The organism is Nocardioides sp. zg-1308, from assembly GCF_013155375.1.
Taxonomy (GTDB): Bacteria; Actinomycetota; Actinomycetes; order Propionibacteriales; family Nocardioidaceae; genus Nocardioides; species Nocardioides renjunii.
Genome location: NZ_JABJQY010000002.1, coordinates 1,280,971 through 1,301,350, shown reverse-complemented (window position 1 = coordinate 1,301,350; position 20,380 = coordinate 1,280,971). Strand labels below are relative to the sequence as shown.

General features: G+C 73.6%; 22 protein-coding genes. 9 read left to right on the top strand and 13 right to left on the bottom strand.

The genetic code is table 11. The annotated features are described in order from the left end of the window. Positions 1-97: 97 nt before the first annotated feature. Positions 98-1,693 carry a PucR family transcriptional regulator gene (locus HN031_RS08015; RefSeq protein ID WP_367650693.1) on the top strand — a complete coding sequence of 532 codons (1,596 nt, stop codon included), beginning with the start codon at positions 98-100 and terminating at the stop codon, positions 1,691-1,693. 19 nt (positions 1,694-1,712) lie between these two features. Here the strand turns inward: HN031_RS08015 and HN031_RS08010 are convergent, their stop codons facing one another. Together HN031_RS08010 and HN031_RS08005 are read right to left on the bottom strand one after the other, a co-directional pair. Beyond that, positions 1,713-3,206 (bottom strand): gamma-aminobutyraldehyde dehydrogenase, encoded by a 1,494-nt coding sequence (locus tag HN031_RS08010; RefSeq protein WP_216652082.1) that lies wholly within the window; start codon positions 3,204-3,206, stop codon positions 1,713-1,715. 148 nt (positions 3,207-3,354) lie between these two features. After that, positions 3,355-4,254, bottom strand: coding sequence for a cation diffusion facilitator family transporter (locus HN031_RS08005; RefSeq protein ID WP_172268642.1), 900 nt, complete (start codon positions 4,252-4,254; stop codon positions 3,355-3,357). Positions 4,255-4,391: 137 nt separating this feature from the next. Here HN031_RS08005 and HN031_RS08000 point away from each other — a divergent pair, with 137 nt between their 5' ends. Next, positions 4,392-5,003, top strand: a complete 612-nt coding sequence (locus tag HN031_RS08000; protein WP_172268639.1) for a vitamin K epoxide reductase family protein — start codon at positions 4,392-4,394, stop codon at positions 5,001-5,003. Positions 5,004-5,040: 37 nt separating this feature from the next. Here HN031_RS08000 and HN031_RS07995 read toward each other — a convergent pair whose 3' ends face one another. Continuing rightward, positions 5,041-5,394, bottom strand: coding sequence for a helix-turn-helix transcriptional regulator (locus tag HN031_RS07995; RefSeq protein ID WP_172271449.1), 354 nt, complete (start codon positions 5,392-5,394; stop codon positions 5,041-5,043). 144 nt (positions 5,395-5,538) lie between these two features. Between HN031_RS07995 and HN031_RS07990 the strand changes: the two genes are divergently transcribed. Beyond that, positions 5,539-6,804 carry an MFS transporter gene (locus tag HN031_RS07990; protein WP_172268635.1) on the top strand — a complete coding sequence of 422 codons (1,266 nt, stop codon included), beginning with the start codon at positions 5,539-5,541 and terminating at the stop codon, positions 6,802-6,804. 78 nt (positions 6,805-6,882) lie between these two features. Next, positions 6,883-7,701 (top strand): hypothetical protein, encoded by an 819-nt coding sequence (locus tag HN031_RS07985; RefSeq protein ID WP_172268632.1) that lies wholly within the window; start codon positions 6,883-6,885, stop codon positions 7,699-7,701. Between the two features lie 304 nt (positions 7,702-8,005). On the opposite strand, the gene HN031_RS07980 is transcribed toward HN031_RS07985, so the two are convergent. The 5 genes from HN031_RS07980 to HN031_RS07960 all read right to left on the bottom strand — a co-directional run bounded on the left by HN031_RS07980 (position 8,006) and on the right by HN031_RS07960 (position 11,987). Beyond that, complete coding sequence (locus HN031_RS07980) at positions 8,006-9,016, bottom strand: aldo/keto reductase family protein (RefSeq protein ID WP_172268629.1); 1,011 nt, start codon at positions 9,014-9,016, stop codon at positions 8,006-8,008. Positions 9,017-9,025: 9 nt separating this feature from the next. Continuing rightward, complete coding sequence (locus HN031_RS07975; protein WP_172268626.1) at positions 9,026-9,670, bottom strand: Pr6Pr family membrane protein; 645 nt, start codon at positions 9,668-9,670, stop codon at positions 9,026-9,028. 34 nt (positions 9,671-9,704) lie between these two features. Then, positions 9,705-9,932 carry a biotin/lipoyl-binding carrier protein gene (locus tag HN031_RS07970; RefSeq protein ID WP_172268623.1) on the bottom strand — a complete coding sequence of 76 codons (228 nt, stop codon included), beginning with the start codon at positions 9,930-9,932 and terminating at the stop codon, positions 9,705-9,707. Between the two features lie 70 nt (positions 9,933-10,002). After that, the gene (locus HN031_RS07965; RefSeq protein WP_172268620.1) at positions 10,003-11,208 is read right to left on the bottom strand and encodes a hypothetical protein; all 1,206 of its coding nucleotides are present in this window, start codon (positions 11,206-11,208) and stop codon (positions 10,003-10,005) included. 11 nt (positions 11,209-11,219) lie between these two features. Beyond that, the gene (locus HN031_RS07960) at positions 11,220-11,987 is read right to left on the bottom strand and encodes a carbon-nitrogen hydrolase family protein (RefSeq protein ID WP_172268617.1); all 768 of its coding nucleotides are present in this window, start codon (positions 11,985-11,987) and stop codon (positions 11,220-11,222) included. A gap of 68 nt (positions 11,988-12,055) precedes the next feature. Here HN031_RS07960 and HN031_RS07955 point away from each other — a divergent pair, with 68 nt between their 5' ends. From HN031_RS07955 to HN031_RS07940, 4 genes are all read left to right on the top strand, one after another. Then, entirely contained in the window at positions 12,056-12,631 is a 576-nt protein-coding gene (locus HN031_RS07955; protein ID WP_172268614.1) for a molybdenum cofactor guanylyltransferase, read from the top strand. 61 nt (positions 12,632-12,692) lie between these two features. Next, positions 12,693-13,016 carry a DUF6457 domain-containing protein gene (locus HN031_RS07950; protein WP_172268611.1) on the top strand — a complete coding sequence of 108 codons (324 nt, stop codon included), beginning with the start codon at positions 12,693-12,695 and terminating at the stop codon, positions 13,014-13,016. A gap of 4 nt (positions 13,017-13,020) precedes the next feature. Beyond that, positions 13,021-13,989, top strand: a complete 969-nt coding sequence (locus HN031_RS07945; RefSeq protein WP_172268608.1) for an NAD(P)H-quinone oxidoreductase — start codon at positions 13,021-13,023, stop codon at positions 13,987-13,989. A 158-nt stretch (positions 13,990-14,147) separates the two neighbouring features. Next, positions 14,148-14,660 (top strand): bacterial proteasome activator family protein, encoded by a 513-nt coding sequence (locus HN031_RS07940; RefSeq protein ID WP_216652297.1) that lies wholly within the window; start codon positions 14,148-14,150, stop codon positions 14,658-14,660. Positions 14,661-14,827: 167 nt separating this feature from the next. Here the strand turns inward: HN031_RS07940 and HN031_RS07935 are convergent, their stop codons facing one another. From HN031_RS07935 to serS, 5 genes are all read right to left on the bottom strand, one after another. Then, on the bottom strand, positions 14,828-15,433 hold the full coding sequence (locus HN031_RS07935) for a hypothetical protein (RefSeq protein WP_172268601.1): 606 nt from the start codon (positions 15,431-15,433) through the stop codon (positions 14,828-14,830). 90 nt (positions 15,434-15,523) lie between these two features. Next, a complete protein-coding gene (locus HN031_RS07930) occupies positions 15,524-16,327 on the bottom strand; it encodes an HAD family hydrolase (RefSeq protein ID WP_172268598.1) in 804 nt (267 codons plus the stop codon). Beyond that, complete coding sequence (locus HN031_RS07925; protein WP_322423766.1) at positions 16,320-16,649, bottom strand: DUF1905 domain-containing protein; 330 nt, start codon at positions 16,647-16,649, stop codon at positions 16,320-16,322. Before HN031_RS07925 ends, HN031_RS07930 begins: the two co-directional genes overlap by 8 nt. Positions 16,650-16,652: 3 nt before the next feature. Then, positions 16,653-17,492, bottom strand: a complete 840-nt coding sequence (locus HN031_RS07920; protein ID WP_172268595.1) for an HAD family hydrolase — start codon at positions 17,490-17,492, stop codon at positions 16,653-16,655. Beyond that, positions 17,485-18,750 carry a serine--tRNA ligase gene (gene serS, locus HN031_RS07915; protein WP_172268592.1) on the bottom strand — a complete coding sequence of 422 codons (1,266 nt, stop codon included), beginning with the start codon at positions 18,748-18,750 and terminating at the stop codon, positions 17,485-17,487. The genes HN031_RS07920 and serS overlap by 8 nt, the downstream gene beginning before the upstream one ends. A 34-nt stretch (positions 18,751-18,784) precedes the next feature. Here serS and HN031_RS07910 point away from each other — a divergent pair, with 34 nt between their 5' ends. Further along, on the top strand, positions 18,785-20,359 hold the full coding sequence (locus tag HN031_RS07910) for a YegS/Rv2252/BmrU family lipid kinase (RefSeq protein ID WP_367650692.1): 1,575 nt from the start codon (positions 18,785-18,787) through the stop codon (positions 20,357-20,359). Positions 20,360-20,380 lie beyond the last annotated feature (21 nt).

The window sequence follows — 20,380 nt, the reverse complement described above, 5'->3', positions numbered from 1 at the left end:
CGCGCCGTGCTGGCCGCCCGACGATCCGTAGGATGCGCCGAGAAGGAGCGACGACCTGTCGGCTCCCGCACTGGTCGGCCGGAGGTGTGCTGTGGCGGTGCTGACCGTCGGCGAGGTGCTCGCCATGCCGCCGCTGCGGGGCGCGCGGGCGCGCGTGGTCGCCGGTGCGTCGGGCCTCGACCGGCCGGTGCGCTGGGTGCACACCACCGAGCTGGCCGACATCGCCCCGCTGCTGCGCGCGGGCGACCTGCTGCTCAGCACCGGCATCGCGATGCCCGACGGCGGGCCCGAGCTCGAGGCGTACGCCGCCAGCCTGGCCGGCACAGCGGCCGCCGGGCTGGTCGTCGAGCTCGGCCGGCGCTGGACCGAGCTGCCGCAGGCGCTGGTGGCGGCGTGCGAGGACCTCGGCCTGCCGCTGGTGGCGCTGCACCGCGAGGTCCGGTTCGCGGCAGTGGCGCAGGCCGTGGGCGAGCGCATCGTCGACCGGCAGGTCGCCGAGCTCCGCGAGGCCCAGCGGGTGCACGAGACCTTCACCGAGCTCGGGATCGCCGAGGCCGGACCGAGCGAGATCCTCGATGCCGTGCAGCGGCTGGCCGGCACCGCGGTGGTCCTCGAGAGCGAGGAGCACCAGGTGCTCGACTACCGGCCCGGGCCGCGGGACGCCGACGGCTTCCTCACCGACTGGGCGGCCCGGTCCCGCGAGGTGCCGCAGGAGGACCGGACCACGTGGGAGGAGTCGCACGGCTGGCTGGTCACCCGGGTCGGCCGGCGGGACCGCCGGTGGGGCCGGCTGGTCGTCCACTCCGCCGACGAGCCGTCCGAGCGGCTGGTCGCGGTGGCCGAGCGCGGCGCCGCGGCGCTCGCCCTGCACCGGCTGCACGACCGGCAGCGCGACGGCGCGGTGCGTCGTACGCACCACGAGCTGGTCCTCCGGCTGCTCACCGAGGCGCCGTCCCCCGACCTGCTGCGGCGGTGCGAGCTGGCCGGGCTGCCGACCAGCGACCGCCAGCTCGTCGGGGTGACCCTCCGCCCCCGCTTCGAGGACGCCGGCCCCGGATCGGCCGCCGCGCTCGTCGAGGACGTGATCGCCGCGACGGTCCACGCCACCCACGAGCTGCGGGTCCCCGCCCTGGTGTGCGAGATGGAGCGCGACGTGCGGGTGCTGCTGTCGTTCCCGCCGTCCACGCGGGTGCGGACGGTCGTCGACGACCTGGCCGCCCGCGTACGCCGGCACCAGCCGCTCGTCGTCGGCGTGGGCCGGCCGGTGGGCCGCGCCGCCGCCATCGACCGGACCCTGCGCGAGGCGCAGCAGGTGGTGCGTTCCGTCCCCGGCGGGGCGGCCGACGGCGTGCACCGTCTCGAGGACGTCCACCTGCGGGGGCTGCTGGCGATGATCGGTGACGACGACCGGCTGCGGCTCTTCGTCGATCGCGAGCTCGACCCGCTGCGCGAGCACGACGAGCGCACCGGGAGCCGGCTGCTCGACGCGGTCCGCGCGCTGGTGACCCACCCGACGAGCAAGTCGGACGCGGCGGCGAGCCTGCACCTCTCCCGACCGGTGTTCTACGACCGGCTGGCGAAGGCGTCGCGCGTGCTCGGCGCCGACCTCGACCACCCCGACGTCCGGGTGTCGCTCCACGTCGCGCTGCTGGCCGACGAGGTCGAGGCGGGGCCGCGTCCCGGTCGGACCTGACGGCGGGGCCCGCGTTCGCTCAGTCGACGTCGAAGATCGTGCTGTGCCACGGCTTGGCGGCCACGCCGGTGATGTCGGCCATCACGTGCTTGACCTGGGTGTAGTCGTCGAAGGAGTACGACGACATGTCCTTGCCGTAGCCCGACGCCTTCATGCCGCCGTGCGGCATCTCCGAGATGATCGGGATGTGGTCGTTGATCCACACGGTGCCGGCGTCGATCTCGCGTGACGCCGTCTGGGCGCGGTAGACGTCGCGGGTCCAGGCCGATGCGGCCAGCCCGAACGGCACGTCGTTGGCCAGCCGGATCGCCTCCTCGTCGGAGTCGAAGGGCAGCACCGCGAGGACGGGGCCGAACGTCTCGGCCTGGACGATCTCGCTGTCCTGCGCGGCGCCGACGAGCAGCGTGGGCTCGTAGTAGGCGCCGCGGGCCAGGTCGCCGCCGGGCGCGCTGCCACCGGTGACCGCCTTGGCCCTGGCGTCGACGGCCCGGTCCACCATCGATGCCACCTTGTCGCGCTGCCGGAACGAGACCAGCGGGCCCTGGTCGGTGGCCGCATCGGTCGGGGCACCGAGTCGGACGCGGCCCATCAGGTCGGCGACCCCTTCGACGAAGTCGTCCAGCACCGAGCGGTGGACGTAGGCCCGGGTCGCCGCGGTGCAGTCCTGGCCGGTGTTGATCAGGCTCGCGGCGACCGCGCCGCGGATCGCGGCCGGCAGGTCGGCGTCGTCGAACACCACGAAGGGCGCCTTGCCGCCGAGCTCGAGGTGCAGGCGGGTGCCGTTGCCCGCCGCCAGCGCGGCGATGTGGCGACCGACGGCGGTCGAGCCGGTGAACGACGTCATCGCGATGCCCGGGTGGGTCACCAGTGCCTCGCCGGTCAGCGGTCCGGGTCCGTTGACGAGGTTGAGGACCCCGGCCGGCATCCCGACGGCGGCGCAGGCCTCGGCCAGCATCAGGGTGGTCAGCGGGGTGTTCTCGGCCGCCTTGAGCACGATCGTGTTGCCCGCGGCGATGGCCGGCAGCACCTTCCACATCGCCATCTGCAGCGGGTAGTTCCACGGTGCGATCGACCCGACGACGCCGATCGGCTGCCGGCGGATCGTCGAGGTGTGGTCGGCGGAGTACTCCCCCGACGCGTGACCGTCGAGCCGACGGGCGGCGCCGGCGAAGAAGGCGACGTTGTCGATCGACCCCGGGACGTCGAACTCCCGGCTGAGCCGGATGGGCTTGCCCGTCTGGGCCGTCTCGGCCTGCGCGAGCTCCTCGGCCATGCCCTCTAGGTGGGCCGCGAGGGCGACCAGCACGCCCGATCGCTCCGCCGGCGTCGCACGCGACCACTCGGCGTACGCCGCTGCGGCCGCGGTGACCGCCGCGTCGACCTGGGCCGGCTCGTCCGCCCGGTAGCGCCAGATCTCCTCGCCCGTCGAGGGGTCGATCACCGACTGCTCGGGCCCGGTCCCGGTGCCGGCGACGCCGCCGATCACGTTGCTGGTCGTGCGGTCGCTGCTCACGGTGGCTCCTCCGGTGTCGGGTCCGGGTGGTCTCCCCCGCGGGGCGGGGGCGAACCGGAGGTCCATCGTCGCGTCCGGCGCCGCCCGGGACAACCGACGGACCGTCGGGAGGGCGGCGCGGCGACGTCGGAGCGTCGGTCCGCTCCGGTCACCAGGTCGCCGCGTGGCACTCCCGCGCCGGGTGCGCCTCGACCTGGAGCGTCGCGTGCTCCATGCCGTGGCCCTCGCGGAGCGTGGCCTGCGCCGCGGCGAGGACCGCCTGGGGCTCGGCGCCCACGCACACGACCAGGTGCGCGGTGGCGACGTTCATCCCCGACGTCAGCGTCCAGGCGTGGAGGTCGTGGACCTCGGCGACGCCGGGGACCCGCTCCAGGTCGCGCACCACCGCCGCGAGGTCGACGTCGTGCGGCGCGTGCTGGCCCAGGACGGCCAGCACCTCGCGGCCGAGCACCAGCGCGCGCACGGCGACGAACGCGCCGATCGCGACCGCGACGGCCGTGTCCCACCAGCTCGCCCCGGTGAGGGCGACCAGCACCCCGGCCGCCAGGACGCCGACGCTGCCGGCGGCGTCGGCGACGACCTCCAGGTAGGCGCCGCGGACGTTGATCGACTCCTGCGCGCCCCCGCGGAGCAGCCCGAGGCAGACGAGGTTGACCAGCAGCCCGACGGCACCGACGACCAGCATCGGCCCGGACGACACCTCGATGGCCGTGCCGGCGCGGCGTACGGCCTCGACCACGACGTAGGCCGAGACCCCCAGCATGAGCAGGACGGTGAAGCCGGAGGCGAGGACCTCGGCCCGGTAGGAGCCGTAGGTCCGCCGGCCGGTGGTGTCGGGCCGGGTGGCGATCGACGTCGCCACCAGTGCAGCGCCCAGGGCCACGACGTCCGCCGCCATGTGGCCGGCGTCGGAGAGCAGCGCGAGGGAGCCGCTCAGCAGGCCGGCGACGAGCTCGACCACGAAGAAGGCAGCGACCAGGCCGAAGGCCACGGCGAGGCGCCAGCGGTGACGCGCGCCGGCATGGGTGTGACCGTGCCCCGATCCCATGTCGCTCCTCCATCGCCACACGCCTGTGTCATCGCCGTACGTCGATGCTAGCCGATGCGTCCCGCTTCGTCGACGGTTGTCCCGATGCCGCAGGATGTACGCGTCCCGCCCCCGTCCGACGAGGAGATCCCTCCACCATGAGCCAGCGCGCCGTCGACGGTGAGCCGCAGGAGCGTCCGCTGGCCATCGGCCTGGTCGTCGGCGGACTGGTCGGCCTGGTCGCGTCGGCCGTGCTGCTGATCGAGCGGATCCGGTTGGCCGAGGACAGCAGCTACGTCCCCTCGTGCAGCATCAACCCGGTCCTGAGCTGCGGCAACGTGATGGAGTCCGCCCAGGCCGCGCTCCTCGGCTTCCCCAACCCGATCATCGGCGTGGCGGCGTTCCCGGTCGTCATCGCGACCGGGATGGCGCTGCTGGCGGGCGGCCGGCTCGCGCGGTGGTACTGGCTCGGCCTGCAGGTCGGCGTCAGCGTCGCGCTGGTGCTGGTCTCGTGGCTGGTCTTCCAGAGCCTCTACCGGATCGGCGCGCTCTGCCCCTACTGCATGGTCGTGTGGGCGGTGGTGATCCCGCTGTTCTGGTACGTCACGCTCCGCAACCTCGCCGCCGGCGTCCTCGGCGCAGGCGCCGCGGGCAGCCGGGCGACGGCCGTCCTGCGGGACTGGCAGGCACCCCTGCTCTTCGGCGCCTACCTCGTCGTCGTGCTGCTGATCCTCGAGCGGTTCTGGTACTACTGGTCGACCCTGTTCTGACCCGCGTCAGGCGGTGCACCCGTCGGGGGTGCAGCCGTCAGGGGTGCCGCTCCTCGTAGTCGTGCCCGGGGGTGACGTCGTCGCCGGTCAGCGCGAGCAGCCGCTCGGCGGTGGCGAGGACCTCCAGCACGGGCTCGCGGTGGTTGAGCGACCACATCGAGGCCCGGCCCTCGGGGCGCGACGTCACCAGCCCGCAGTCCTTGAGGCACGCCAGGTGCTTGGACACGGTGCTCTGCGCGAGGCCGAGGTGGGCGGTCAGGTCGACGACGCGGTGCTCGCCGAGCGCGAGGTGCCGCACGATGAGCAGCCGCGACGGGTCCGACAGCCCGTGGAACAGGGCCGCCGTCACCGCGAGGTCCTCGGCGCGCTCGTCGGTCCCGCTCTCCCGCATCGCCACACGACGATGCTAGGCGACGACCCGAGGTGACGACTGAGGTGACGACTGAGGTGACGACTGGGGTGACGACTGAGGTGACGACGCCGGGCGAGCCGGGCTGCCGACGGAGGCGCCCATCCGGTGACCTAGCCTGCCGACGTGGAGAGGCGACTGCTGGCGGACACCCGCCCGCTCGCCAACCCGCACTTCCGACGGCTCTGGCGCGCCAACATCGTCACGGTCATCGGCGCCCAGCTGACCGTCGTGGCGGTGCCCGCGCAGATCTACGCGATGACCGGCTCGTCGGCGTACGTCGGGCTGACCGGCGTCTTCGGTCTCGTCCCGCTCGTGGTGTTCGGCCTGTGGGGCGGCGCGCTGGCCGACGCCTTCGACCGACGGACGCTCCTCCTCGTCACGACCACCGGGCTGATCGCCACCAGCGCCTGCTTCTGGCTGCAGGCGGCGTTCGGCGGGGAGGACGTGTGGCTGCTGCTGACCCTCTTCGCGGTGCAGCAGGCCTTCTTCGCCGTCAACCAGCCGACGCGGTCCGCGCTGCTCCCGCGGCTGCTCGACGACGACCTGCTGCCTGCGGCGAACTCCCTCAACACCACCGTCATGCAGGCCGGTGGCATCGCCGGGCCGCTCGTCGGCGGCGCGCTGATCCCGTTGATCGGCTACTCGTGGCTCTACCTGCTCGACACGATCACCCTGTTCGCGACCCTCGGTGCCGTCGTACGCCTGCCCCCGCTGCCGGTCATCGGCGCGACGGTGACGCCGGGCATCCGCGCCGTCGTCGACGGCTTCCGCTACCTGCGGCAGCAGCCGGTGCTGATGATGTCCTTCGTCGTCGACATCATCGCGATGGTGTTCGGGATGCCCCGGGCACTGTTCCCCGAGATGGCGCACCTCGACTTCGGCGGTCCCAGCGAGGGCGGGCTCGCCTTCGCGCTGCTCTTCGCCGCCATCCCGGCCGGCGCGGTCGTCGGCGGCGTGCTGTCGGGGTGGGTCTCGCGGGTCGAGCGCCAGGGACTCGCCGTCATCGTCGCGATCCTGGTCTGGGGCTTCGCGATGGTCGGCTTCGGCGTCTCGGCGATGCTCGCGCCCCGGGCGCCGGCGGCCATGCTCGGCGTGGCCGTGCTGATGCTCGCGATCGGCGGTGCCGCCGACATGGCGTCGTCCGCCTTCCGGATGTCGATGCTCCAGGCGGCCACGGACGACTCGGTGCGCGGCCGGCTGCAGGGCATCTTCATCGTCGTGGTCGCCGGCGGGCCCCGCGTCGCCGACGTGGCCCACGGCGCCACCGCGGCCGTCACCGGTGCCGCCGTCGCGGCGGCGGGAGGCGGCGTGCTGGTCGTGGTGCTGACGGTCGTCGCCGCGCTCGCCGTGCCGGCCTTCGTGCGCTACCGGGTGACGCGCCGGGGGTGAGATTCCCGGAACGTCGTGTGGGGCCGGGGCCCGACCCCTAGCGTTCCGATGTCACCCCCACCGCGCATCGGAGTCCCCGTGAAGCTCGTCATCTCGCTCGCCGCGACCGTGGTCGCGCTCACCTCCGTGCCCGCCGCCGCCGTACCCACCGACGCCGTACCCGGCCGATCAGCTGACCGGGCCGCCGCCGCCGCCAAGGCGGTCGTCACCGCGTCGGCCGAGCAGGTGACGGAGGGCGACAGCCTCACGCTGCGGGTGAAGGTGCCGACGTCCAAGGACGCGAAGAAGGTGGTGCTCGAGGAGCGCCGCGACGACGTCTTCGGCGACCCCACGTGGGACCGGATCGACGGCACGCGGGCCAAGGCGCGGCTGGCGTTCGCGACGACGGTCACCGCGCAGAACGAGGCGACCTACCGGGTGACCGTCACCTACCGCGGCCGCGAGAAGCCGGTCGCGTCGCGCCCCGTCACGGTCACCGTGTGGCGGTGGATCGCCCTGCAGGAGTTCGAGCCCTACCTCCAGTCGTCGACCGCGACCTACACCGAGGCGGACATCAACGGCACCAGCTACGCGGTCTGGGGCGGCTACGGCAGCACGGCCCGGTCCTGGGAGGCCCGAGTGACGCCCGGGCGCAACTGCACCAAGTTCCGCGCGGTCCTCGGCCTGTCGGACGGCTCCGACGACGGGTCGTCCGGGGTCGTGTCCTTCACCTCCGACGAGGCCACGACCGTCTACCAGTCCCCGTCGCTCGTCCCGGGCATGACCGTGCCCGTCGCGCTCGACCTGGCCGCGCCGTACCGGTTCGGCATGTCGGCGACGAACACCTCGGCCGACAAGGTCAGGTCCTACCCGATGGTGGCCGACGGTGCGTTCTACTGCACCGGCATCGAGGACTGACCCGCCGGTCGACACGTGTCCGAGATCCTGCCCCCACCCTGGGTAGTCCAGTGACGAGCCGTCGTCAGAAGTGCGTCGTGGGAACGACGCGACACTGGACTACGGCGGAGTGCGGTCGGGGACACGTGTCCGAGATGCTGACCCCGTTCCGGCCGGCCGAGGGCAGGATCTCGGACACGTGTCGAGCCCGCTTACGCCGCCCGCGCCCCAGCGGTGAGTGACGCAGGTTCCGCACCTCCAGAACCTGCCTCACCCACCGCCCGAGCGGCGGGCGGGCACAGGCCGGGCACGCCGGCCGCGAGCCTCAGACGACGCGGGTCTTCGGCGCACCCTCGGCGGTCTTCGCAGGGTCGCGGACGACCACCGAGCCGAGGGCGTCGTCGATGCGCTTCATGACGTCGGCGTCGAGCGTCACGCCGGCGGCCTTGACGTTGTCGGCGACCTGCTCGGGGCGCGAGGCACCGACGAGGGCGGCGGCGACGTTGTCGTTCTGCAGCACCCACGCGATGGCCAGCTGGGCCATCGTCAGGCCGAGGTCGTCCGCGACCGGCTTGAGGTCCTGCACCGCGGTGAGGACGTCGTCCTTCATCCAGCGCGCGATCATGTCCGAGCCGCCCTTGGTGTCGGTGGCGCGGGTGCCCTCCGGCGGCGCCTGGCCGGGGAGGTACTTGCCCGAGAGGACGCCCTGCGCGATGGGGCTCCACACGATCTGGGAGACGCCGAGCTCGCGGGAGGTCGGGACGACCTCGTCCTCGATGACGCGCCAGAGCATGGAGTACTGCGGCTGGCTCGAGATGAGCTGGAAGCCGAGCTCCTTCGACAGCTCCACGCCGGCGCGGATCTGGTCGGCGGTCCACTCGCTGACGCCGATGTAGAGCGCCTTGCCCTGGCGCACGACGTCGGCGAAGGCCTGCATCGTCTCCTCGAGCGGCGTCTCGGTGTCGTAGCGGTGGGCCTGGTAGAGGTCGACGTAGTCGGTCTGCAGCCGCTGCAGCGACCCGTCGATCGCCTCCATGATGTGCTTGCGCGAGAGGCCGGTGTCGTTCTTGCCCTTGGGGCCGGTGGGCCAGTAGACCTTGGTGAAGATCTCCAGCGACTCGCGACGCTCGCCCTTGAGGGCCTCGCCGAGCACCGTCTCCGCGGCCGTGTTGGCGTAGACGTCGGCGGTGTCGAACGTCGAGATGCCCTCGTCGAGCGCGGCGCGCACGCACTGCGTGGCGACGTCGTTCTCGACCTGGGAGCCGTGGGTCAGCCAGTTGCCGTAGGTGATCTCAGAGATCTTCAGTCCGCTGTTGCCGAGGTATCGAAACTCCATGCCTCCAACCTAGCGAGGGGTCGGTCGCAGCCTGCGATCGAGCCACCCGTACAGCGCGAAGAGCAGGATGAAGAGAATCGTGATCCCCACGCAGGCGGAGCCGACCGCCCCCCAGCCGTCCTCGTCCGGGTCGAGGAACGGGTAGGGCACCCAGCCGTCGACCCTGCCGACCACGAGCGTCCACGCCAGCCAGAGCACCGGCCAGACGAGGGCGTACGCCGCCTCGCGCGCGGTGATCCGCGGACGGGGCCCGGCCCAGGCCCACGCGGCGACGGCGAGCGCCGGCACCACCATGTGCAGCAGCTTGTCGACGGCCCAGCTCGGGCCCTCGAGGTCGAGGAGCGGTCGCAGCAGGAAGAAGTGCACCAGCCCCGTCACCGTGATCCCCACCAGCGCCGCCACCCGCGCCACCCGCCACCCGCGGTGGTCCAGCGAGGGGTCGAGGGCCAGCGCCGTCGACGTGACCGCGACGAGGAGGTTGCTCTGGATGGTGAAGTAGGCGAGGAAGCGGTAGACCCGCGCCGCCAGGCCCGGTGGGTCCGTGTCGACGAGGACGGCCTCGCCGGTGAGCGTCAGCACGAGCTGGAAGGCCAGGGAGAACCACGCGACGGCGGCGACGACGAGGTGCACGCTCCGGGCGCGCGCGGGGGTCATGGCAGGAGCGTAGGGCCCTGCTCGCCGCGTGGGATCAGTCGAGCACGACGAGGACGTCGCCGTCCTGCACGACGTCGCCCTCGGTGACCTTGATGGAGGTGACGGTGCCGCCGCGCTCGGCGAGCATGGGGATCTCCATCTTCATCGACTCCAGCAGGACGACGGTGTCGCCGGCCTCGACGCGGTCGCCCTCGGCGACCTCGATGGTGAGGACGTTGGCGACCAGCTCGGAGACGATCTCGAGGGACGTGGGGCGGGCCATACGGCCGACGCTAGCGGTTACCCGGGCGTACCGCCGGACCGGGTCGACCCGGTGCAGCGTGCTGCGGGGCTCAGAGCTCGGCGAAGCGGCGCGGCTCGGGGCGGTGCGGCCCGGCCTCCTCGGCGCGGCGGCCGCGGCGGCCCTTCGGCCCGGTGAGGGCGAGGTCGGCGCGGATCACCAGGTAGCCGAGGGGCAGCCCGAGCACGAGGGAGTAGACCGCCCGCAGGCCGGCCTCGGCGTACGAGCTCTCCGGCGCGACCAGGGCGGTCGCCAGCGGCACCGTCGCCGCGACACCGAAGGCGCACACCCACCAGCCCTGCCGGCGGCGGGCGCGCACGTGCGTGCCCCACACGATCGCGGGGATGCCGAGGAGGACCACGAGCGGACGCGGGAAGGCGCCGATCCGGGCGGCGGTCCAGTCGGCGAAGTCGAGGACGGACGACACGAAGGTCTGGGCGCCGTAGCGGCGCAGCAGCTCGGCGTACGCCAGGGTCAGCACGAGGACGGCCAGCCCGATCGAGACGACGATGAGCCCGCGCCGGCCGAGGCCGTGGAGCCCCGCGCCCAGCCGGTAGACGATCCCGAACGCGAGGACGAGCGCCAGGAACAGCGCGGCGAGGTCGAAGCGCTCCGTCGCCACCGTGGGCTCGAAGCCGACGGCCGCGAACGCGGTCACCGCGGCGACGAGGGTGGCGATCACCGCCTCGCGCCCGGCCTTCCACCACGTGACCGCCGGCACGGTCACCATCACGGCGTAGACGCTCCCGACGACGCAGGTCATCACCGCGGCACCGGTGGGCAGCACGCGTCCGCCGACGAGCAGGCTCGCCACCCCCAGCGCGAGCGCCAGCCCGGCGGAGATCAGGGGACGGCCGGCGGTGCGGGTCGCCAGCAACCACGCCAGCGCGGTCACCACCGCCACCGCTCCCGCGCCGTCGAGCCACGACGGCCCCGGCCCGAGGTCCCTCAGCAGCTGGCTGTCGGCGAAGATCCCCTGCGCCGCCGACCACGCGAGGGCGGCGGTGCCGACGGCGAGCAGGCCGAAGCACAGGGCGAGCAGGGAGCGGCGCGGTCCGGCAGCGGCCGGGGACGCGTCCGGGAGCGCGGCCGACTCGTCGGTCCCGGCCCGCTGCGGAGCAGGCGTCGGTGCCGCCGTGGACCCGGCGCCTGCGGTCCGGCGAGGCCGGTCGACCCGCCGCAGCCGCGACGGCGGCCGCTCGGCAGCCCGCTTGCCACGGGGGGTCCCGCGGGGGCTGTCGGAGGAGGGGGCAGGCACGTCGGAGGAGGCTACAGCCGTCGATTGGCCAGGGACGGATTGGTGCGCCGGGCTGCGTCGAGGTCCGCCCGGTCGAGGACCGCCTCGAGCGTCTCCTCCTCCGCGCCGGCCGCCGCGAGCGTGTCGCCGAGCGGCCCGACGACCGCGGAGTGGCCGCAGTAGCGCGGTCCGGGCTGGGCGGCGCCGACGACGAAGCAGGTGTTCTCGATCGCGCGCGCCGCGAGGAGCGTGCGCCAGTGCTCGACCTTGCGCTCCCCCGGCAGCCACGCGGCGGGGACGACGATCACCTCGGCGCCGGCGTCGACGAGCCGGCGGGCCAGCTCGGGGAACCGCAGGTCGTAGCAGGTCATCAGCCCGACCGCCCACCCCGCGACGTCCACGACGACCGGCTCGAGCGGGCCGCCGGTCAGCCGGTCGGACTCGCGGTAGCCGAAGGAGTCGTAGAGGTGGATCTTGCGGTACGCCGCCCGGCTCGCGCCGCCGACCACGAGCGTGTTGTAGGGCCGGTCGGGGTCTGCCGAGGACTCGAACATCCCCGCCACCACGGTGCACGCCGCCGCGTCGGCGACGTGGGACAGCTCGTGGGCGAACGCGCCGTCGAGCGGCTCGGCGTACGCGCTCACGTCGGAGCCGGCCTCGCCGAAGTCGCGGGCGAACGCCTCGGGGAAGACGACCAGGTCCGCGCCCGACGTGGTGCCCTGCGCGAGGCGGACCCGGTTGGCCTCCGGGTCGAGGCCGCTGGCCCACTGCTGGACGCGGACGCGCAGCCGGGTGCTCATGGCTCCAGAGTGCCAGAGGTGGGGGCTCTCCGACCCGCCGACGACCCCGCCGCTGCGAGGATGGCCGCATGGACCTTGACCCGGCCGCCGGCTTCTGCGGCGTGGTCATCGCGGGCGGCACCGCCGCACGCATGGGCGGGGTCGACAAGGCGAGCATCGAGCTCGACGGCCGAACGCTGCTCGCCCACGCGCTCGACGCCCTCGTCGACGCCGTCGAGGTCGTGGTCGTAGCGCCCACCGCCGTCCCCACCGAGCGCCCGGTGACCACCGTCCTCGAGGACCCGCCGCGCGGCGGACCGGTCGCCGGGCTGCTCACCGGCGTCGACGCCCTTCGCCACCGGCCCACGCTGGTCGGGGTCCTGGCGGTCGACATGCCGCGGGTGACCGCGGCGACGATGCGGCGCCTGCGTGAGGCGGCGGCCGGCCGGGACGGCGCCTTCCTGGTGGGCGCCGACGGTCGTCGGCAGCTGGCGGGCGTGCTGGACGCGGCCCGGCTGGGCGGCGTACGTCCCGACGCGGAGGGGCAGCACGGCATGGCGCTGCACCGGCTGCTCGCGCCCCTCGACCTCGCGGAGGTGCCGGCGACGGACGACGAGGCGCTCGACGTGGACTCCTGGTCCGACCTGCGCGAGCTCGGCGGGTGAGGCCGCGGAGCCGGGTCAGGGTCTCTTGCCCAGCCCGGGTCCGTTGCGAGACATTGGGCCCGTGAACCTCCACGACTGGATCGACGAGCTGAGCGACGTCCTCGACGTCGAGGCCGAGGTCGACGAGGGGCTGATCCTCGACCTCGCGCGAACGGCCGCCCAGAACGTGCAGAAGACCGCGGCACCGGTCACCACCTACCTCCTCGGCCTCGCCGCCGGGTCCGGCAGCGCCGACCCGGAGACCGTCGAGCGGCTGGCCGCCCGCGCGCAGCAGCTCGCGGAGAGCTGGGACCGCCCCGCGGACGCCGCCGACCCCGACGACATCGACGACGACGTGCCGGACGACTCGACCGTCGACCACTCCGACGACCTCTACGAGGACTGATCGCGTGCGTGCTGTGGTGACCACCGGCGCCGGTGGCCCCGAGGTCCTGTCCGTCGGCGACGTCGAGGAGCCGCGCCCGGGCGCCGGCGAGGTGCTCGTCGAGGTCGTCGCGACGGCTGTCAACCGCGCCGACACCCTGCAGCGGCAGGGCTTCTACCCGCCCCCGCCCGGCGCGCCCGACACGATCGGCCTCGAGTGCAGCGGCCGCGTCGCCGCGCTCGGCGAGGGCGTCGAGGGCTGGTCGGTCGGCGACGAGGTCTGCGCGCTCCTCGCCGGTGGCGGGTACGCCGCCCGCGTGGCGGTGCCGGTCGGACAGGTCATGCCGGTGCCGGCCGGCGTACCCCTCGTCGAGGCGGCCTGCCTCCCCGAGGTGGCCGCCACGGTGTGGTCCAACGTCTTCATGACCGCCCACCTGCAGAAGGGCGAGCGCTTCCTCGTCCACGGCGGGGCCGGCGGCATCGGCACCATGGCCATCCAGCTCGCCGCCGCCCGCGGTGCGGAGGTCTTCACCACCGCGGGCTCGCCGGAGAAGCTCGAGCTGTGCCGCTCGCTGGGCGCGGCCCACGCGATCGACTACCGCGAGGACGACTTCGTCGAGGTGCTGGCCGACGCCGGCGGCGCCGACGTCATCCTCGACAACATGGGCGCGACGTACCTCGGCCGCAACGTCTCCGCCCTCGCCACGGGCGGGCGCCTCGTCATCATCGGCATGCAGGGCGGCAGCAAGGGCGAGCTCGACATCAACGCGCTGCTGCGCAAGCGCGCGTCGGTGACCGCCACGTCGCTGCGGGCCCGGCCGCTCGCGGAGAAGGCGGCCATCTGCTGCGGCGTGGTGGAGAACGTGTGGCCGCTGGTCGCCTCCGGCGCGGTCCGGCCGATCGTCGAGGCGACGCTGCCGCTGGAGGAGGTCGGCCGAGCGCACGAGCTCATGGAGGCGGGCGGCCACGCCGGCAAGCTCGTGCTCACCCTCTGAGGGGTCCGGGCCGTCATGCCCGGCGTCATAGTCTGGGGCCCATGACCGAGCACCAGGAGCCCCGTCCCGAGTCGAGCGCGGGAGGCGAGGACCAGGTCGTGGTCGTCGGTCCCGACGGCCAGCCCATCGGCACCATCCCCGCGAGCGCCCTGCCGGAGATGGCCCGCTCCGGCGCGGACGGCGACGGTGACGGCGAGCGCCACATCACCGAGCTGGTCGAGCAGCCGGCCAAGGTGATGCGGATCGGCAGCATGATCCGCCAGCTCCTCGACGAGGTGAAGGCCGCACCGCTCGACGAGGCGAGCCGCCAGCGGCTCAAGGAGATCCACGCCGCGTCGATCAAGGAGCTCGAGTCCGGGCTCGCACCCGAGCTGGTCGAGGAGCTCGAGCGGCTCTCCCTGCCGTTCACCGAGGAGGGCACCCCGTCCGAGGGCGAGCTCCGCATCGCGCAGGCCCAGCTGGTCGGCTGGCTCGAGGGGCTCTTCCACGGCATCCAGACCGCGATCTACGCCCAGCAGATGGCCTCGCGCGCCCAGCTGGAGCAGATGCGCCGCGCACTTCCGATGGGCCAGGGCGGCCAGCCGCAGCCGCAGCCCACGGGCATGCCGACCATGCCGACGGGCGGGCCGGGCGAGGAGTCCGGCAACCCCTCGGGCGGCATGTACCTCTGACCGGCTGAGCCACCGCTGATCGGACTCCGGGGTCCGCTCCGCCCGCTCCGCCCGCTCCGCCCGATAGTCCCCATCAAACGGGCTGCCGCGGACCCGCTCCGACCGCCCGATTGATGGGGACTACGCCGGCGCCGGGCTCAGCGCCGGGCTCCGCGCCGGCGCCGGTCTCAGCGGCGCGCGAGGCGGCGTACGACGACGAGGCCGAGCAGGCCGATCAGCGCGGCCGCGGCACCGGGAGCGGCGGTGCGCGCGAACCCCGCGGGCGGCGAGTCCTCGACCCGGGTCAGCTCCGCCGTCGGCGGCGGGGGCGGCTCGACCGAGGTGCCCTCGCCGAGCAGCGCCTCGATCTTGTCGACCTTGGCGGGGTTGGCGACGCTGGTGCCGCCGCAGCTGTCGGCGTCGTAGGGCGCGGCGTCGCCGGTCGCGAGGAAGACGTAGGTCGTGCCGACGCCGAGCTCGCCGAGGCCGCACGCGTTGCGGCCGCCGACGGACACGACCTGGGTCGAGCGCTCCGGGGTGCCTCGGTAGGCCCGGGAGGCGGTGATGTCGTAGGTGTGGTCGTCGCCGGCGAGCTCGACGTTGTCGACCGTGCCGATGAAGACGACGTCGGCGCGCTGCACCTGCTGCTCGAGCTGGCCCTGCTTGCAGGTGCAGGCGGCCGGCGCTGGCGCGGCGGCCGCGAGGGCCGGGCCGGCGACACCCACGACGAGGCCTGCCAGCAGGCCGAGGCACGCGAGCAGCATGGTGGCAGCAGGACGTACGGCACCGAGCATGCGCGCCAGCCTAGCCATGCGCGGCCGGCGACCCGAGTCGAGCGCGCGTGCCCGTGGCGGCGGCTGCCGTGGGCGCACCCGGACCGGCACTCAGCCCTCCAGCGAGAAGAGGTCGGCGAGCACCGTGGCCACCCCGTCCTCGTCGTTGGCCGGGGCGAGGTGCTCCGCGAGGTCGCGCACCGACTGGTGGCCGTTGGCCATCGCGTAGGACGTGCCGGCCCACTCGAGCATCGGCAGGTCGTTGGGCATGTCGCCGAAGGCGACGACCTCGGCGGCGTCGATGCCCATCTCGGCGGCGATCGTCGCGAGCGTGGTGGCCTTGGTGACGCCCGCCGCGCTGATCTCCACCAGCGCGAAGGTCGAGGACCAGGTCGTCGTCACCAGGTCGCCGACGGCCTCGGCGACGCGGTGCCAGAAGTCCTCGGGGTCGAGCTCGCGGTGCACGGCCAGGACCTTCACCACGTCGTCGGTGTAGATCGACTCCCACTCCCCCTGGTGCGATCCCTGGTCGTCCGGGTGGCGCGGGAACGCCGCCTCGCTCGCCCAGCCGGAGGTGTGCTCGACGGCGAACGTCGTCCCGGGTACGGCGGCGCGCACCAGCTCGGCGACCTCGAGCCCGACCCTGCGCGGCACGGCGCTGAAGTCGCGGACCTTGCGGGCGGCGACGTCGTAGACGATGCCGCCGTTGCTGCAGATCGCGAGCCCGTGGCCGCCGACCGCGTCCCAGAGGTCCTCCATCCACCGCACCGGCCGGCCGGTCGTGAAGACGACGGGCACGCCGAGGTCGTCGAGCTCGTCGAGCACCGCCCGGGTCCGCGCGGTGACGGTCCCGTCGGGGTGCAGCAGGGTGCCGTCGAGGTCGGTGGCGACCAGGCGCGGTCGGGACTCAGCCACCGGTGGTGTCCGCCCGCACCGACAGCGTCACCGTGAGGAGGTCGCCCTCCTCGACGCCGGCAGCCGCGCGCACGGCCTTCTTCACCGGGAGCGCGAAGCTGCCGCTCGCTGCGTCGGGGAACACGCTCGTGTCCCAGGTGGTGTCGCCCACCTCGACGCGCACGCGCACGGACCCGAAGCCCCGCGGCTCACCCGCGCGCTGGCGGACCTCGTCGGCGACGTCGAGGGGCAGCGTCACGAAGCACCACGCCCCCGTGTCGCCGGTGTCCTCGCGCGCGGTCCACCGCCACAGCGGTGCGGTGAAGGTGAACCGGTCGGCCACGGATCAGACCTCACGGGGAGGGAACCACCGCGACATCTCGACGGCGGCGCCCTCGTCGTGGACGGAGGCCGTCACGTCGTCGGCGGCGGCCTTCACCTCCTCGACGGACTGGCCCATCGCCACCCCGCGACCGGCCCACCGCAGCATCTCGATGTCGTTGCGCCCGTCGCCGATCGCCAGGACGTCGGCCGCGCCGAGGCCGAGCGCGTCGCAGACGTGCTGCAGGCCCGACGCCTTCGAGACGCCGACCGGGGACAGGTCCATCCAGGCGGTCCACCCGACGACGTAGTCGGTGCCGTGCAGGCCGAGCCGGGCCGCGAGCTCGATGAAGTCGTCGGCGGTGGCCGCGGGGTCACGGATGATCACGCGGCTGACCGGCTCGCCGACGATGTCGCCGACCTCGGTGATGAGCTGCTCGCCGGAGAGCTCGCCCTCGGGGAAGACGCGGTTGACGCGGTAGCCGCCCACGCCGCGCTCCTCGACCGCGACCAGCGCGTCGGGGTGGTGCTCCAACACCGCGGCCACGGCCGGCGCGGCGTCGAAGGTCTCCTCGTGGACGACCTCCATGGGCGGGTAGCGGAAGACCACGGCGCCGTTGGAGGCGACGACCCACAGCTGGTCGGCGTCCTCGCGCGGGATGTGCAGCAGGTCAGCGATCCGGGTCATGCCGTGCGGCGAGCGGCCGCTGCTGAGCACGATGTGGGCGCCGGCGTCCAGCGCGCGGTGCACCGCGTCGTGGACCGGCGCGGTGATGGTCTCGTAGTCCTCGGTCTGCCCGTCGACCCACTTGAGCAGCGTGCCGTCGATGTCGAGCGCGACGACCCGGGGCGTCCAGTCAGCCAAGGGGCTTGATCACCTCGAGGCCACCCAGGTAGGGGCGCAGCGCCTGCGGGACGGTGACCGAGCCGTCCGCGTTCTGGTGCGTCTCGAGGATCGCGACGATCGCACGGGTGATGGCGGTCAGCGTGCCGTTGAGGGTGGCGACCGGCACCGTCCGGTCGCCCTCGCGGGTGCGGATGTCGAGGCGCCGCGACTGGAAGTCGGTGCAGTTGGAGGCCGACGTCAGCTCGCGGTACTTGCCCTGGGTCGGGATCCACGCCTCGCAGTCGAACTTGCGCTGCGCGCTCAGCCCCAGGTCGCCGGCGGCCACGTCGATGACCCGGTAGGCGAGCTCGAGCTTGTCGAGGAACTCCTTCTCCCAGGCCAGCAGCCGCTCGTGCTCGGCGTACGACTCCTCGACGGTCGTGTAGACGAACATCTCGACCTTGTCGAACCAGTGCACCCGGATGATGCCCTTGGTGTCCTTGCCGTGCGAGCCGGCCTCCTTGCGGAAGCACGGGCTGAACGCGGCGTAGCGTCGCGGGAGCGAGGCGCCGTCGAGGATCTCGTCGGAGTGGTAGGCCGCCATCGCGACCTCGCTGGTGCCGACGAGGTAGAGGTCCTCGCCCTCGATGCGGTAGACGTCGTCGGCCGCCTGGCCGAGGAACCCGGTGCCCTCCATGGCGCGCGGCTTGACCAGCGACGGGGCGATCACCTGCGTGAAGCCGGCGTTGCGGGCCTGGTCCATCGCCATGTTGACCAGCGCCAGCTCGAGCTGCGCGCCGATGCCGGTGAGGAAGTAGAAGCGTGAGCCGCTGACCTTCGCGCCGCGCTCGAGGTCGATCGCGCCGAGCATCCGGCCGAGCTCGATGTGGTCGCGTGGCTCGAAGTCGAACTCGCGCGGCGTGCCGACGTGCTCGAGCACGACGAAGTCGTCCTCCCCGCCGGCGGGCGCCTCGTCGGCCGCGGGGTTGGGAATCGCCTTGATGGCCTCGTCCCACGCGGCCTCGGCCGCGTTGCGGGCGGCCTCGGCCTGCTTGACCCCGGCGGCGAGCTCCTTCACCTGCGCGAGCAGCGCCTGCTTCTCCTCGCCCTGTGCCTTCGCGACGAGCGCGCCGCTGGACTTCTGCTCGGCCCGCTTCGCCTCGAACTCCGCGATCGCCTGCCGCCGGGCGGAGTCGGCCTCGAGCGCCCGGTCGACCGGTTCGGTGGACAGTCCGCGCTTCACCTGACCGGCTCTGACGCGGTCGGGATCGTCACGGAGGAGGCGGGGATCGATCATGGGGTCAGGCTATCGGGAAGGCATACTGCACGACGTGCTGGACGCCCCTCCCCGAGTTCCCCTGACGTGGGCGGCGCTGTGCCTGCTCGGCTTCGCCGCCCTGGCGTGGGCGGTGACCGGGGACCGGTCCCCGCTCGACCAGGTCGACCAGTGGGGCCGGACGGGTGAGGACTGGGCCGACGACTTCGGGCCGTTCGTGCAGGTGCTGCGGGTGGTGGAGCTGGGGTTCAACACGATCGGCATGACGGTCCTCACCACCGTGGCGGCCGCGTGGCTGTTCCTGCGCGGGCAGCGCCGGGCGGCGCTCTTCGCCGTGGTCGTCATGCTCGTCACCGCGCTCGCCACCACCGGGCTCAAGCTCGTGCTGGCCCGCGACCGCCCGGAGTGGCAGGACACCCTCGGACTCCTCGAGACGCACAGCTTCCCGTCCGGGCACGCGTCCTCCGCCGCCGCGTTCGCCGGCATCCTCATCACCCTGTCGACGCTGTTCGTCCGCAAGGCCAACCTGCGGCGCGCCGCGGTCGCCGTCGCCCTCGCGTGGTGGCTGCTGGTCTGCGCCGACCGCGTCTTCCTCGGCCGCCACTACCCCACCGACGTGGCGGCCGGCACGCTGCTGGGCGCCGCCGTCGTGCTCCTCACCATCGCGGTCATCAACCCGCGACCGCGCTCGACCGCGGCCAAGGCCGACCCGCTGCCCGAGGTGTACGCCTCCCAGCGGCGGCTGGCAGTGATCCTCAACCCGATCAAGGTCGAGGACGTCGGCCAGTTCCGCTCGCTCGTCGCCACGATGGCCGAGGAGTCCGGCTGGTCCGAGCCCGCCTGGCAGTACACAACCGTCGAGGACCCGGGCAGGGGGATGGCCGAGCAGGCCGCCGTCAGCGGTGCCGACCTCGTCATGGTCTGCGGCGGCGACGGCACCGTCCGCGAGGTCTGCGCCGAGCTGGCCGGCACCGGCATCCCGGTGGGCATCATCCCGGCGGGCACGGGCAACCTCCTGGCCCGCAACCTCGGCATCCCGCTCTACCTCCGCTCCGCCGTCGACGTCGCGCTCAACGGCCAGGACCGGGCGATCGACCTGGTCAAGGTCGGCGGGGACGCCATCGACGACACCCACTTCATGGTGATGGCCGGCATGGGCTTCGACGCCGCGATCATGGAGGGCGTCAACGAGGACATCAAGAAGAGGATCGGCTGGGTGGCCTACGTCATCTCCGGCATGCGGTCGCTGATGTTCCCCGCGGTCAAGGTGGAGATCCAGATCGACGACCAGGAGCCCACGGTCCACCGCGCGCGCACCGTCGTCGTCGGCAACGTCGGCTTCCTCCAGGCGGGGATGCCACTGCTGCCGGACGCCACCATCGACGACGGCATCCTCGACGTGGTGATCATCCACCCGCGGCAGTTCCTGTCGTGGATCACCGTCGCGCTGCGCGTGCTGCGCAAGAGCCCGGTCGTCGACGAGACGCTCGACCGCCGCACCGGCACGCGGGTCCGGATCAAGGCCTCGTCCGACACCCCGCGCCAGCTCGACGGCGACTCGATCGGCGAGGGCCGCGAGCTGTGGATGGAGTGCGTGCACGGGCGACTGCTGGTGCGCGTCCCGCGCTGAGCCACCGCCCGGCCGCTGTGA